General features: G+C 69.4%; 13 protein-coding genes and 1 tRNA gene. 9 read left to right on the top strand and 5 right to left on the bottom strand.

Annotated features, from left to right (window positions below; translation table 11 throughout):
* The first annotated feature begins 157 nt into the window (after positions 1-157).
* From EO081_RS02270 to EO081_RS02255, 4 genes are read left to right on the top strand one after another with little or no spacing between them, the layout of a single operon-like run.
* Positions 158-673, top strand: a complete 516-nt coding sequence (locus tag EO081_RS02270; protein WP_129340320.1) for a GNAT family N-acetyltransferase — start codon at positions 158-160, stop codon at positions 671-673.
* 52 nt (positions 674-725) lie between these two features.
* Positions 726-1,295 carry a DUF1285 domain-containing protein gene (locus tag EO081_RS02265; protein WP_129340319.1) on the top strand — a complete coding sequence of 190 codons (570 nt, stop codon included), beginning with the start codon at positions 726-728 and terminating at the stop codon, positions 1,293-1,295.
* The gene (locus tag EO081_RS02260; protein ID WP_129340318.1) at positions 1,292-1,885 is read left to right on the top strand and encodes a CoA pyrophosphatase; all 594 of its coding nucleotides are present in this window, start codon (positions 1,292-1,294) and stop codon (positions 1,883-1,885) included. The genes EO081_RS02265 and EO081_RS02260 overlap by 4 nt, the downstream gene beginning before the upstream one ends.
* The gene (locus EO081_RS02255) at positions 1,873-3,081 is read left to right on the top strand and encodes a CCA tRNA nucleotidyltransferase (protein ID WP_183947806.1); all 1,209 of its coding nucleotides are present in this window, start codon (positions 1,873-1,875) and stop codon (positions 3,079-3,081) included. Before EO081_RS02260 ends, EO081_RS02255 begins: the two co-directional genes overlap by 13 nt.
* Here EO081_RS02255 and EO081_RS02250 read toward each other — a convergent pair.
* Both EO081_RS02250 and parC read right to left on the bottom strand, forming a co-directional pair.
* Positions 3,054-4,685 carry a putative bifunctional diguanylate cyclase/phosphodiesterase gene (locus tag EO081_RS02250; protein WP_240697510.1) on the bottom strand — a complete coding sequence of 544 codons (1,632 nt, stop codon included), beginning with the start codon at positions 4,683-4,685 and terminating at the stop codon, positions 3,054-3,056. The two genes, EO081_RS02255 and EO081_RS02250, sit on opposite strands and share 28 nt — an antisense overlap.
* A 134-nt stretch (positions 4,686-4,819) precedes the next feature.
* Positions 4,820-7,069 (bottom strand): DNA topoisomerase IV subunit A, encoded by a 2,250-nt coding sequence (gene parC, locus EO081_RS02245; protein WP_129340316.1) that lies wholly within the window; start codon positions 7,067-7,069, stop codon positions 4,820-4,822.
* Between the two features lie 203 nt (positions 7,070-7,272).
* On the opposite strand from parC, the gene purC reads away from it, so the two are divergent.
* The 3 genes from purC to purQ all read left to right on the top strand — a co-directional run bounded on the left by purC (position 7,273) and on the right by purQ (position 9,048).
* Complete coding sequence (gene purC / locus EO081_RS02240; protein ID WP_129340315.1) at positions 7,273-8,052, top strand: phosphoribosylaminoimidazolesuccinocarboxamide synthase; 780 nt, start codon at positions 7,273-7,275, stop codon at positions 8,050-8,052.
* 91 nt (positions 8,053-8,143) lie between these two features.
* A complete protein-coding gene (purS, locus tag EO081_RS02235; protein WP_129340314.1) occupies positions 8,144-8,386 on the top strand; it encodes a phosphoribosylformylglycinamidine synthase subunit PurS in 243 nt (80 codons plus the stop codon).
* Positions 8,383-9,048 carry a phosphoribosylformylglycinamidine synthase subunit PurQ gene (purQ, locus tag EO081_RS02230; RefSeq protein WP_129340313.1) on the top strand — a complete coding sequence of 222 codons (666 nt, stop codon included), beginning with the start codon at positions 8,383-8,385 and terminating at the stop codon, positions 9,046-9,048. Before purS ends, purQ begins: the two co-directional genes overlap by 4 nt.
* A gap of 132 nt (positions 9,049-9,180) precedes the next feature.
* Here the strand turns inward: purQ and EO081_RS02225 are convergent, their stop codons facing one another.
* Positions 9,181-9,903: a queuosine precursor transporter gene (locus EO081_RS02225; protein WP_129340312.1), complete on the bottom strand. Its 723-nt coding sequence runs from the start codon at positions 9,901-9,903 to the stop codon at positions 9,181-9,183.
* Between the two features lie 82 nt (positions 9,904-9,985).
* On the opposite strand from EO081_RS02225, the gene EO081_RS02220 reads away from it, so the two are divergent.
* Positions 9,986-10,062 (top strand) — tRNA-Arg (locus tag EO081_RS02220).
* A gap of 20 nt (positions 10,063-10,082) precedes the next feature.
* Here the strand turns inward: EO081_RS02220 and EO081_RS02215 are convergent.
* Together EO081_RS02215 and ada are read right to left on the bottom strand one after the other, a co-directional pair.
* Positions 10,083-10,667, bottom strand: a complete 585-nt coding sequence (locus EO081_RS02215; protein WP_129340311.1) for a cysteine hydrolase family protein — start codon at positions 10,665-10,667, stop codon at positions 10,083-10,085.
* A gap of 53 nt (positions 10,668-10,720) precedes the next feature.
* Entirely contained in the window at positions 10,721-11,785 is a 1,065-nt protein-coding gene (ada, locus tag EO081_RS02210; RefSeq protein ID WP_206364339.1) for a bifunctional DNA-binding transcriptional regulator/O6-methylguanine-DNA methyltransferase Ada, read from the bottom strand.
* Positions 11,786-11,912: 127 nt separating this feature from the next.
* Between ada and EO081_RS02205 the strand changes: the two genes are divergently transcribed.
* Positions 11,913-12,947, top strand: coding sequence for an oxidoreductase (locus EO081_RS02205; RefSeq protein ID WP_129340309.1), 1,035 nt, complete (start codon positions 11,913-11,915; stop codon positions 12,945-12,947).
* Positions 12,948-13,027: the final 80 nt, after the last annotated feature.

The raw sequence follows: 13,027 nt of genomic DNA, 5'->3' as shown, positions 1-13,027 counted from the left end.
TTATGGTTCGAGTCGTCCCCTAGCAGATGGGATGGCCTCGGGAAGCTGCCCTTCAGGAGCGCGTCGTCGCAGCCGCGATTCAGCTTTGCGTCCGCCCGTACGGGGGCTACACGCGCGCGCCCTCGGCAGTCCCGCCGGGGAGGAGTCGCCTGCTTCAGTGATCCACCTTGTTCCGCTTGCCCAGATCGCCCCGCCCCAGGTGGAAGCGCTGCTCGATCGCGCCTTCGGACCCGGTCGCCAGGAGCGCACCGCCTATCGCGTGCGCACCGGAACGCGCGCGATTCCGGAGCTGAGCTTTGCAGCGGTGGCGGACGACGGTGCGCTGCTCGGCACCATCCAGTGCTGGCCGGTCGCCCTCGCCTGCGACGGCGGTGACCGTGTGGCGATGGTGATGGTCGGGCCGGTCGCGGTGGAGCCGGCGGCGCAGCAGGGCGGCATCGGGCGCATGCTGATGCACCACATGCTGGAGGCGGCCGACGCAATGCGCGACCCGCTGCCGCTGATGCTAATCGGCGATCCGGAATATTACGGCCGCTTCTTCGGCTTCGACGCGGCGCAGACGAGCCGCTGGCGCCTTCCCGGGCCGTTCGAAGCTCGCCGCCTGCTGGCGCGCGGAACGGGGGTTCCGGACTGCGCCGGTGTGCTTCAGCCACGCCTCTTCGTCCCGGCCTGAGGGTTGTGCGGGGTTGCGCCCGCGGCCCCGGGTCGCCATCGAAGGTCGGGCCATGCCCATGCGTCCCCTCCCCGATCTCGCCTCGCTCTCCCTCGCAGAGATTGCGCAGCTGATGGAGGAAGATCGGCTGCCGCCGGTCGAGCGCTGGAATCCGACGCATTGCGGGGACAGCGGCATGACGATCCTGCGCGACGGCCGCTGGCTTCACGAGGGCGCTCCGATCACCCGCGAATCGATGGTGCGGCTGTTCTCCACCATCCTGCGGCGCGAACCGGACGGCAGCTACGTGCTGGTCACGCCGGTCGAGAAGCTCTCCATCGCGGTGGAAGATGCCCCATTCCTGGCAAGCGAACTGCGCGTCGAGGGCGAAGGCACCGAAAGCCGGCTGATCTTCCGCCTGAACACGGGCGACCTCGTGCTGGCGGATGCGGGCCATCCCCTGCGCTTCGAAAAAGGTCCCGACGGCCCCCTTCCCTATCTCCAGGTTCGCGGCGGCATGGACGCGCGCATCGCGCGGCCGGTCTATTACGAGCTCGTCGAGCGCGCGCTGGCGCGGGAGGGACAGGATCCGATTCCCGGCGTGTGGAGCGCGGGCAGCTTCTTCCCGCTCGACGCGGCATGACGCTCGCGGAGCGGCTGCGTGCCGGCCTCGCCCACCCCGCGCAGGTGCCGCTGCTGACCGGGGACTTCGACCAAGATGAAGTGGCGGCCGTTCGCTGGCGTGAAGCGGCGGTGCTGGTCGCGGTGACGGACCGGCCGGAGCCGGGCATCCTGCTGACCCAGCGGACGGCGACGCTGCGCAACCATGCCGGCCAGATCGCCTTCCCCGGCGGGCGCATCGATCCGGACGATCCCGATCCCGTGGCCGCCGCGCTGCGCGAGGCCGAGGAGGAAGTGGCGCTGCCGCGAAACGCCGTCGAGGTGGTGGCCAGCCTCGACCGCTATCGTACCGCCACCGGCTTCACCGTGACACCGGTGGTGGGCGTCGTGGCGCCCGATCTGCCGCTCTCCCCCAGCCCGCACGAGGTGGCGGCGGTCTTCGAGGTGCCGCTGGCCTTTCTCCTCGACGCGGCCAACCACGCGATGGGCCACGCGACCTGGCGCGGCCGGGAACGTCATTATTACGAGATCTGGTTCGAAGGCTGGAGAATATGGGGTGCTACGGCAGCGATGCTGGTGAACTTGTCGCGGAGGCTTGCGTGGACGGCCTGACGCTGCCTGCCGCCGATTGGCAGAACCGGCCGGGGCTCACCGCCCTCGCCGAGGCATTGGGCGGCGATCGCGGCGAAGCCCGGTTCGTGGGCGGCGCCGTTCGCGACACGCTGCTCGGGATCGCCGCCGCAGACCTGGACGTCGCCACCGCCCATGATCCGCAGACGGTCCTGGCGCGCCTGAAGGCCGCCGGCATTCGCGCCGTTCCCACCGGCCTTCAGCATGGCACCATCACCGCGGTGCTGGAGAGCGGCCCGGTGGAGGTCACCACCCTGCGTCGGGACGTGGCCACCGACGGGCGTCACGCCACCGTCGCCTTCACGGATAACTGGCGCGAGGATGCGGCGCGGCGAGACTTCACCATGAACGCGCTCTATGCGGACATGGTCGCCGGCCGGATCACCGACTACTTCGACGGCGTCGCCGACCTGCGCGCCGGCCGCGTGCGCTTCATCGGCGATCCGCTGCGCCGCATCGCCGAGGATCACCTGCGGATCCTGCGCTTCTTCCGCTTCCTCGCGCGTTTCGGCGACACGCCCGATCCGGAGGGTCTCGCCGCCTGTGTCGCGCGCGCCAACGACCTGATGGCGTTGTCCCGGGAACGGGTGGCCGACGAACTGCTCAAGCTGCTGGTGGCGCGCTCGGCGGTGGAGGTCGTCGGCTTGATGCAGGCAGAAGGGATCTTCGTGCCCGTCCTGCCGGAGATCGACTCCGGCGGCGTGGCCCGGCTCGCTCGCCTCGCGGGCCGCGAACAGGCCTGCGGCGTCGGCCCCGACGCGATCCGCCGGCTCGTCGCCCTGATCCCCGCAGAAGCGCTTGATTCCGTGGGCGCCCGGCTCAAGCTTTCGAACGCGCAGCGCAAGCGGCTGGCGCTGGCGGCAAGCGCCGAAGGCATCAGCTCCCCACGCGCGCTCGCCTACCGCATCGGCACGGAAGGCGCGGTCGACCGGCTGCTGCTGTCGGACGACGCCGAGGCGGCAGGCGCGGTCGCCGACCTCCTCGACTGGGTCCGCCCGACGTTTCCGCTGACCGGCGGCGCGCTGGTCGCGCGCGGCATCGGCAAGGGCCCGGACGTCGCCCGCGCCCTGCGGCGCATCGAGGATCAGTGGATTGCCGAAGGCTTCCCGGACGCGGCGCGCGTCGAGGCCCTAACGGTGGCGGAGCTCGCTCAGCGGTTGCGTTCCAGCAGCAGCTGATAGGCACCCTCGGCGCCAATTGGGCAGGCATAGAGATAGCCCTGCCCATAGTCGCAGCCGAGCGCGCCCAGCGTCTGCTCCAGCGCCTCGCTCTCGATACCCTCGGCGGTGGTGCGCATGCCCAGCGTCTGCGCGAGACTGAGCACCGCGCGTACGATCGCCACCTTGTCGCGGTTCGCGAGCATGCCCGACACGAAGCTGCGGTCGATCTTGAGAAGGTCGATCGGCAGACTCTGGAGATATCCAAGGTTCGAATAGCCCGTGCCGAAATCGTCCATGGCGATCGTGGTGCCGAGCGCCTTCAGCGCCCGCAGCGTGTCGGCGGTGGGATCCCGGTCGCTGACGATCGCGCTTTCGGTCAGCTCGATCGTCAGCCGCCGGGGTGCCAGGCCATGGGCGGCAAGCGTCCGCTCGACCATCGGCACCACATCGTCGCGCTGCAGCTGGACGGCGGAAAGGTTGACGGCAACCGCCACGCCGCAGTTCCCGCCCGCCGCCTCGTCCCAGCCGGCCAGGGTGCGCAACGCCTCGTCCAGCGCCCACCGGCCCAACGGCACGATCAGTCCCGCTTCCTCGGCCACGGGGATGAAGCGGGCGGGCGGGATGTCCTCTCCCGCCTCGGTTCGCCAACGTGCCAGTGCCTCGAACGAGACGATCCGGCCGTTCGCGAGGTCGCAGATCGGCTGGTAATGCAGGTGGAGATCACCGGATTCGATCGCGCGACGCAGCTCGGTCTCGATCGAGAATTCCGCACGCATGACGTCCAGCGCTTCCGAGCGGTATACCTCCGGAAACCCGGTACGCTTGGCACGCTTCGCCGCGAACTGCGCGTGGCGAACCATGTCCTCGTGATCGCCGGCAAGATCCGCGCCCAAGGCGATCCCGATCGAACAGCCGATGCGAACCTCGAAATCCGACAGGGTGAACGGGCTGGCGAGCGCGCCTCGGATCCGCTCCGCCACCTCGATCGCATCCTCGCTGCGGCCGACGCCCGACAGCAGGATCGCGAATTCGTCCCCGCCGGTCCGCGCCAGCATGTCCGGCTGGCGCAGCGCCCCCTTCAAGCGGCGGGCAACCGAGATCAGCAACTCGTCGCCCACGATGCCACCCAGACAGGCGTTGATGCGGCTGAACCGGTCGAGGTTGAGCGCGAGGATCGCGTAGTGCTCGCGCCCGCCCTTCGCCAGCACCGCCTCCAGCCGGTCCTGGAAACCGGCGCGGTTGGGAAGGCCGGTGAGCGCGTCGATGGCCATTTCGCGCCGCAGGCTGTGTTCGGTCCGTTCCTCGGGCGTGCGATCGATCAGCGACAGGAGGCAACGCCGGCGTGCCCGCGCCCCGCTGCGACGGCTCAGCACCACCCGATAATAGCGCGCGTCTACCGCCTGGCCGAGCGTCCATTCGAACACCTCCCGTCGGGCGTTCCCCTCCAGGAACCGCTGGATGCGCGCGCGCATGTCGCTGCAGTCCAGCGCGCCCTTCGGCCCTGCCTCGGCGTCGATCTGCCGAAAGCCGCTGTTGATCCGGGAAAGCGTCACCCGCCCGTCGCGCAGCGTTGCCACCGCCGCCGGCATCGGCAGGACATCCAGGAACGGCTCGGTCAGCATGGGTCGGTCAACGTTTTCCTCGGGCGAACACCGGTTGTCGGCGATCCCGTCCGAGGTAGAACACCCTTGCGAAAGCAGCACCATCCGCTCGCGATACGCTAAGGTACGTTAACGCTGCGTTTCAAATAATCGTATCAACCGAAACGATTGTCGCGTGGAAAGCCCGTCGGTGGCATTCGCCCGGCAGCACCGCGTGCGGCGCGCCACGGGCTCAGGTCGGCCTCGGTCCGCACCCGCCCGGTTTCACCGCCCATGGTCCAGCTGAGCCCATCCGCGAAGCGCAAGGTCCGCACGTCGGACAGCCCGCCGTCGCGGAACCGCTGGAGCTGCACCCCCTGCCCGCGCGCCAATTCCGCGACCTCGGCCAGCGGAAACACGACCAGCTTGCGGTTGTCGCCGATCGCCGCGACATAATCGTCCTCGGCTCCGATCGGTCGCACCACGCGCAGTCGCGCGCCGGACCGCGGCGTCATCACCTGCTTGCCCTTCCGGGTTTCCCCGATCACGTCCGCCACCCGCACGATGAACCCGCGCCCGTCGCTTGCCGCCAGCAGGAGCCGGTCCGACTGTGCCGCACGCAGCAGCGCCGCGATCTCCGCGTCGCCGTCGACGTCGACCATCGCGCGAACCGGCTCGCCGAAGCCGCGCCCGCCCGGCAGCTTGTCGGCGCCGAGCGTGTAGAAGCGGCCGGCATCGGTCGCGAGCAGCAGCTTGTCGGTGGTATGCGCGTGGAAGGCGTAGAGTGGCCCGTCGCCCTCCTTGAACTTCAGCGTTTCGGCCGCCGCCAGGTCGTTGTGGCCCTTGAGCGCACGGATCCAGCCGCGGCGCGACAGCACCACGGTGATCGGCTCGCGCTCGATCATCGCCTCCAGCGGAATCTCGCGCGCAGGTGCCGCTTCCTCGACGCTGGTGCGGCGCTTGCCGAGCGCGGTCTCCGGCCCATAGCGGTCGCGCAGCTTGGCCATGTCGCGCTTCAGCCGGGTGCGCTGGCGCGCCTCGGAGCCGAGCAGCAGCGTCAGCTCCGCCTTTTCCTTTTCCAGCTCGCCGCGCTCGCGCCGCAGCTCCATCTCCTCCAGCCGGCGCAGCGAACGCAGCCGCATGTTGAGGATCGCCTCGGCCTGGCGGTCGGTGAGCTCGAACTCCGCCATCATCACCGCCTTGGGCTCGTCCTCGGTGCGGATGATCTCGATCACCCGGTCCAGGTTGAGGAAGGCGATGATATAGCCGTCGAGCAGTTCCAGCCGGTCGGCGATCTTGGCCAAACGGTGTTCGGAGCGGCGGCGCAGCACCACGAACTGGTGGTCGACCCAGGCCCTCAGCACCTCGCGCAGGCTCATCACCCGCGGCGTGCGCGTCGCGTCCAGCACGTTGAGGTTGAGCGGCACGCGCGTTTCGAGGTCGGTCAGCCGGAACAGCCCGTCCATCAGCGTCGCAGGGTCGACCGTGCGGCTGCGCGGCTCCAGCACGATGCGGATCTCGGCATCCGACTCGTCGCGGATGTCGCTCAGGATCGGCAGCTTCTTGTCGTTGATGAGGGTCGCGACCTGCTCGATCAGCTTGCCCTTCGCGACGCCATAGGGGACTTCGGTCACGACGATGCGGAAGCCGCCGCCCTTCTCGCGCTCCACGTCCCAGCGTGCGCGCACGCGAAAGCCGCCGCGGCCCGTCGCATAGGCCTCGGCAATGGCGGCGGGGGGATCGACGACGATGCCGCCGGTCGGAAAGTCCGGCCCCTTCACATGCGCCAGCACCGTGGCGTCGTCCGCCTCCGGCTGGTCGATCAGCATGGCGGCCGCGTCGAACAGCTCGGCGGCGTTGTGCGGCGGGATGGAGGTGGCCATGCCCACCGCGATGCCGGCGGCGCCGTTGGCGAGCAGGTTCGGGAACAGGCCCGGGAACAGTTCCGGCTCCTGCTCCTCGCCGTTGTAGGTGGGCCGGAAATCGACCGCGTCCTCGTCGAGGCCTGCCATCAGGTCGATCGCCACCTGGGTCAGCCGCGCCTCGGTATAGCGATAGGCCGCGGCATTATCGCCGTCGATGTTGCCGAAGTTCCCCTGCCCGTCGACCAGCGGGTAGCGCAGCGCAAAGTCCTGCGCCAACCGCACCATCGCGTCGTACACCGACTGGTCGCCGTGCGGGTGATATTTACCGATGACATCGCCGACGACGCGCGCGCACTTCTTGTACCCCGCCGCCGGGTCCAGCCGCAGCAGCCGCATCGCCCACAACAGGCGCCGGTGCACCGGCTTCAGCCCGTCGCGCAGATCGGGCAACGAGCGTGCCGTGATCGTCGAAAGCGCATAGACGAGGTAGCGCTCGGACAGGGCACTGTCGAACGGTGCATCGACGATCGCGTCGAACGGGTCCTTGAAGTCGGTCGCCATCGCTGCCGCGGATAGCAGGCACCCGGCTTGTTCCACAACCGTTCCGTGTAACGACCCGCATTGTCCGGCACTGGCCGCCCGGCGAACCTGCGCGCGCCTGATTGCGAGGGCCGGCCCTCTTCGCTATAGGCGCCGCCATCCCGCCCCGGCAGCACGCAAGCGCGCGCGCTTCCGGGGCCGATCGTTTTGGAAGGGTTCCGCACATGGCTCGCCGCCGCCAGATCTACGAGGGCAAGGCCAAGATCCTGTACGAGGGCCCCGAGCCCGGCACGCTGATCCAGTATTTCAAGGACGACGCGACCGCGTTCAACGCCCAGAAAAAGGGCACGATCAACGGCAAGGGCGTGCTCAACAACCGCATCTCCGAGCATGTCTTCACCCTGCTCGGCCAGATCGGCGTGCCGACCCACTTCATCCGCCGCCTCAACATGCGCGAGCAGCTGATCCGCCAGGTCGAGATCGTGCCGATCGAGGTCGTGGTGCGCAACGTCGTCGCCGGTTCGCTGTCCAAGCGCCTGGGGATCGAGGAAGGTCAGCAGCTGCCCCGCACGATCGTTGAATATTACTACAAGGACGATGCGCTCGGCGACCCGATGGTCACCGACGAGCATATCCTGGCGTTCGGCTGGGCCGCGCAGGACGAACTGCACGACATGGCCGACATGGCGATTCGCGTGAACGACTTCCTGGCCGGCCTGTTCGCGGGCATCGGCATCCGCCTGGTCGACTTCAAGCTCGAGTTCGGGCGGATCTGGGAAAACGACTTCAGCCGGATCATCCTGGCCGACGAGATCAGCCCCGATGGTTGCCGCCTGTGGGACATGGCCACCAACGAGAAGCTCGACAAGGATCGCTTCCGCCGCGACCTGGGCGGCGAGGTCGAGGCCTATCAGGAGGTCGCCCGCCGGCTGGGCCTGCTGCCCGAGGGTGGCGACACCGCCGTGCTCGACATGGAAACCCATCGCAAGAAGCGCGGCCGCTAAGCCTTCCCGGCTCCGGCAGCGCTTGCCTGGCGAGCGCACCGGGGCCATAGCCGCCGCCATCACCCTACCCACGCACTGCCCCCGAGGTCCCATGAAACTCCGCATCGTCGTGACGCTCAAGAACGGGGTGCTCGACCCGCAGGGCAAGGCCATCCAGCACGCGCTGGGGTCGCTCGGCTTCGACGGCGTCGCCGACGCCCGCGTCGGCAAGCTGATCGAGCTCGATGTCGCCGACGACACCAGCGACGAGGCGATCGACCAGATGTGCCGCAAGCTGCTCGCCAATACCGTGATCGAGAACTATCGCGTCGAGCGCCAGGACAGCGTCGCGTGAAGACCGCGGTCGTCGTCTTCCCCGGCTCGAACTGCGATCGCGACATCGCGGTCGCGCTCGAACAGGTGACCGGCCAGGCGCCGGCGATGGTGTGGCACGGCGACACCGATCTGCCAGACGGCATCGGCCTGGTCGCGGTTCCCGGTGGCTTCTCCTACGGCGATTACCTGCGCTCCGGCGCGATCGCTGCCCGCTCGCCGGTGATGCGCGCCGTCGTAGAGGCGGCGGGCCGCGGCCTGCCGGTGCTCGGCATCTGCAACGGTTTCCAGATCCTGACCGAAACCGGGCTGCTGCCGGGCGCACTGATGCGCAACGCGCGGCTGAACTTCGTGTGCCGCGACGCGCCGCTCACGGTCGCCAACGCCACCTCGCGCTTCACCCGCGGCTATAGCGAAGGCGAGACGGTGACGATCCCGGTCGCGCACCATGACGGCAATTATTTCGCCGACGACGAGACGCTTGATCGACTGGAAGGCGAAGGCCAGGTTGCGTTCCGCTATGCGGGCGTCATCAACGGCTCGGCGCGCGATATCGCCGGCGTGCTTAACGCGCAGGGCAATGTGCTCGGCATGATGCCGCACCCCGAGCGCCGGGTCGAAGCAGCTCACGGCGGTACCGATGGCCGCCGCCTGTTCGAAGGGCTGGTCGAAGCGCTGGCCTAACGCGCGCCACTCCACACCGCCACCGTCATCCTGACGAAACTCAGGATCCATTGCCGCACCGGTTGCGCCTCTCTCGAAGCGTTACGTGTCTGGATGCTGACCTCCGTCAGCATGACGCGATGAGAGGCGCCCTTACGCCTTCAGCCGGAACGGCGAGAAGTCCGTGCCCCGGTCGAACACGTCGACGCCCTCGGCGCGCTTCAATCGGTTGACCACCGCGTAGGTGACCGGCGTCAGCACCACTTCCCAGCCGACCTTGAGTACCCAGTTGGTCGCCATCACCGTCAGCACTTGGCTCGTCGGCCACACGCCCAGGAACGCGGCAGGGTAGAAGATCAGGCTGTCCGCCCCCTCCCCCACGATCGTCGAGCCGATGGTACGCGCCCACAGCATCCGCCCCTGGGTCAAGAGCTTCATGCGCGCCATCACATAAGCGTTGACCAGCTCGCCGACCCAAAAGGCCGCAACCGAGGCGAAGACGATCCGCGGCACCTGCCCGAACACCGCCGCATAGGCCGCCTGCCCCTCCCAGCCGGGCGCCGGCGGCAGCGCCACCACCACCGCGGCCATCAGCGCCATGAACAGCACCGCGGCAAAGCCCGCCCACACGCACCGGCGCGCCCGCGCATAGCCATAGACCTCGGTCAGCACGTCGCCGAGCACATAGGAGATCGGGAAGAACAGGATCCCCGCGCCGAAGACGAAGCCGCCAAGCGGCCCGTCGCCGCCGATCGTCGCGACCTTGCCGGCGCCGATCACGTTGGACAGCAACAGGATGGCGACGAACGCTGCCATGGCGAAGTCGTAGAAGCGGAAACCGGACACGCTGCGCGCGTCCGCGGGTGCCGGCGTCATGCTGCCTCTTTCGCAGGACCGAGTGGCAGGGTTATGAGGATGGTTCCGCTGCGGCGCAATGCGCGCTAACGGCGATGTGCGTGCGCCCGTAGCTCAGTTGGATAGAGCACGAGCCTTCTAAGCTTGGGGCCGCTGGTTCGAATCCAGCCGGGCGCGCCACTACAACGGGACACTCGCGCTCAGCGCAGGGTAACCGCTCGGCCGGCGAAGTCCTCGGCCAGCACCTGTTCGATCGGGCGCGCGATCCCGCGGGTCAGCGCCTGCGGGACGGTCACGCGAAAGCCGCGATCCACCAGCCCCTCGATCGCCCATCGCACGCAATAATCGGCCGCGACCCCGATCACCGCGGCGTCGTCCACGCCCTGTGCCCGCAGGGTCCGGAAGAAGGCGTCCCGGTCCGCCGACGCCCCACCGCAGATCGGCTCGACGCGAAGATCGGGCTCCTCCCACATGGCGAACACGCCCTTTTCCAGCCGGTAGGTCGGGATCGCCGGATCGACCGCTTGGGGATCGAGCACATTGCGCCAGCCCGGCGTCGCGCGCACGCAGTGGATCGGGAACTGCTGCGCCTCGGGCAGGCCCGGATAGGTATCGGCGTCATGCGTGTCGAAGGTGAAGAGCACCGCAGCCGTATTCTCCGGAGCGAGCGAGGACAGCCACTCGGCCATCGGTGCCGCCAGGGCATCGGCACCCGCGACCGCCAGGGCCCCGTCCGAGTTCATGAAATCCGCCTGGGTGTCGACCACCACCACGACCTGCTTCACCGCCTTCTCCTCACCTCGGGTGCGGCACCCCCTCGTCCCGAAGCGCCGGCGGGTCAATCTCCGCGCGCCGAGGCTTCCCGATCGAGCAGCGCGCGCTTGCGGGCCGTGCCCCAGCGATAGCCCGACAGGGCGCCGTCGCTGCGAAGCACCCGATGGCATGGGATCGCCAGCGCATGCGCATTGGCGGCACAGGCACCTGCGACCGCGCGCACCGCCTGGGGTGCGCCGATCCGCTCCGCGATCTCCGCATAGCTCGCGGTCGCGCCCGCCGGGATCGCCCGCAACGCCTCCCAGACCCGCCGGCGAAAGGCGGTGCCCCGGATGTCGAGCGGCAGGTCGAGCGTGGCGGCGGGGGTTTCCACGAAGGCCACCACCTGCGACACCATCGCGGCGAAATCGTCGCCGCCCGGCTCCAGCCGCGCGTGGGCGAAGCGACGGCGGAGGTCCGCCACCAGCGCATCGGCATCGTCGCCCAGCAGCAGCGCCGCGATCCCCACTCCGCTCGCCGCGACCAGCAGATGGCCCAGGCTCGTCGGCGTCACCGCAAAGCGCAGGGTCTCGGCCACGCCACCCTGCCGATAGACGCCGGGCTTCATGCCCAGCACCGCCTCCGCCTCGGCATAGAAGCGGCCGCTCGAACCATAGCCGGCGGCGTGGATCGCCTCGGTCACAGCCGCGCCCCCTTCCAGCGCCGCCCGCACCCGCCCGGCGCGGTGCTCCGCGGCATAGGCGCGCGGCGTGACGCCCGTCGCCGCCTTGAACCTGCGCTGGAAGTAGCTCGGGCTCATACCGGCTGCGGCGGCGAGCGCCTCCAGCGTCGGCAGGGTCTCCGCCGCCTCGATCCTGCGGCACGCCGCTGCGATCTGGTCGAGCCCGACCGCGCGCCTGGGGTCGGCATCCGGCCGGCACCGCAGGCAGGCCCGCGCACCGGTCCGGCGGGCGTCCGCGAGAGTCGCGTGGATCGTCACATTCGCAGGATTGGCGATGCGCGAGGGGCAGGATGGCCGGCAGTACACGCCCGTCGTCGCCACCGAGTACCAGAACTGCCCGTCCGCCGCCGCGTCGCGGGCGACGATGCGGGCCCAGCGCGGGTCTTCCGCAACTTGTTGCTGTGTCATCGCAACCTCCTGCATCCCGCCTGCCCCAGATCGCGGCGCGACACACTCCGTTCCTTGCGCTTCAATCCAAGATAGTGGCACCGCCCGGGAGCGCCATCGCGCATCGCGGCGAAAAGGAACATCCACCATGCTGAACGTCGGGCTGATCGGTTTCGGGCTTGCCGGGCGGGCGTTTCACGCGCCGCTGATCGCCGTCACCCCCACCCTCCGTCTCGCCGCGGTCGTCACGTCGCGGGCGCAGGAAGTGGCAGCGCTGTATCCGGAGGCGCGGGTCCTTCCCTCCGCGGACGCCCTGCTCGCGGATCCGGCGATCGATCTGGTGGTGGTGGCGACCCCGAACGACAGCCACGTGCCGCTCGCCCGCGGCGCGCTGGAGGCCGGCAAGCATGTGGTGGTGGACAAGCCGCTTGCCCTCACCGTCCAGGACGGGCGCGACCTCGCGGCCCTGGCCGCGAGGCACGGGCGGATGCTCACCGTCTTTCACAACCGGCGCTGGGATGCGGATTTCCGCACCGTCGAGCAGGTGCTGCGCGAGGGCAGGCTTGGCGACGTGCACCTCGCCGAGCTTCGCTGGGACCGGTTCCGCCCTGCCATCAAGCCGGGCTGGCGCGAGACGCCACGGGCTGGCGCAGGATTGCTGGCGGACCTCGGCCCGCACCTCATCGACCAGGCGATCCGCCTGTTCGGCCTGCCCGGCGCGGTATCCGCGGACATCGCGATCCAACGGGCGGAGGCGCAGGTCGACGACTATTTCGAGCTGGCGCTCCACTATGGCAGCCGCCGGGTGATCGTCGGCGCCGCCTCGCTGGTCGCGGCCGCCCGTCCCCGCTTCGCCCTGCACGGCACCCGCGGCAGCTTCGTGAAACAGGGCATCGATCCGCAGGAGGCGGTGCTGCGTGCCGGCGGCCGGCCAACGGACCTTGGCTATGGCATCGAGCCGGACTCCGCCTGGGGCATGCTCGTGGACGCAGACGCTGGCGAGCGTCGCGTGCCCAGTGCCGCCGGCGAATGGCCGCGCTTCTATGAAATGGTCGCTGCCGCCATCACCAGCGGCGGCTCTCCGCCCGTCGAGCCGAGGGATGCGATCGCCGGCCTGGAATTGATCGAACTCGCCCGCCAATCCGCACGCGAAGGGCGCTGCATCCCATATTCCGTCCGCTGATCCGGAGCTTTTTCGTATCACATCCGCAACGCCCACGATGTCTTGCCGTCATCGGATCTGCTACGCTTCGACCAAACAGC

The sequence above is a fragment of the Sphingomonas desiccabilis genome, from assembly GCF_004135605.1.
GTDB lineage: Bacteria > Pseudomonadota > Alphaproteobacteria > Sphingomonadales > Sphingomonadaceae > Sphingomonas > Sphingomonas desiccabilis.
Note: the sequence above shows the minus strand (reverse complement) of the source record. Positions and strands in the feature narration are given on the sequence as shown.

Excerpts from the sequence above, each read along its gene's own strand:
- EO081_RS02265 (WP_129340319.1), top strand. The coding sequence starts at position 726 with ATGCCCATGCGTCCCCTCCCCGATCTCGCCTCGCTCTCCCTCGCAGAG.
- EO081_RS02260 (WP_129340318.1), top strand. The coding sequence starts at position 1,292 with ATGACGCTCGCGGAGCGGCTGCGTGCCGGCCTCGCCCACCCCGCGCAG.
- EO081_RS02250 (WP_240697510.1), bottom strand. The coding sequence starts at position 4,685 with ATGCTGACCGAGCCGTTCCTGGATGTCCTGCCGATGCCGGCGGCGGTG.
- parC (WP_129340316.1), bottom strand. The coding sequence starts at position 7,069 with ATGGCGACCGACTTCAAGGACCCGTTCGACGCGATCGTCGATGCACCG.
- purC (WP_129340315.1), top strand. The coding sequence starts at position 7,273 with ATGGCTCGCCGCCGCCAGATCTACGAGGGCAAGGCCAAGATCCTGTAC.
- purS (WP_129340314.1), top strand. The coding sequence starts at position 8,144 with ATGAAACTCCGCATCGTCGTGACGCTCAAGAACGGGGTGCTCGACCCG.
- EO081_RS02225 (WP_129340312.1), bottom strand. The coding sequence starts at position 9,903 with ATGACGCCGGCACCCGCGGACGCGCGCAGCGTGTCCGGTTTCCGCTTC.
- ada (WP_206364339.1), bottom strand. The coding sequence starts at position 11,785 with ATGACACAGCAACAAGTTGCGGAAGACCCGCGCTGGGCCCGCATCGTC.
- EO081_RS02205 (WP_129340309.1), top strand. The coding sequence starts at position 11,913 with ATGCTGAACGTCGGGCTGATCGGTTTCGGGCTTGCCGGGCGGGCGTTT.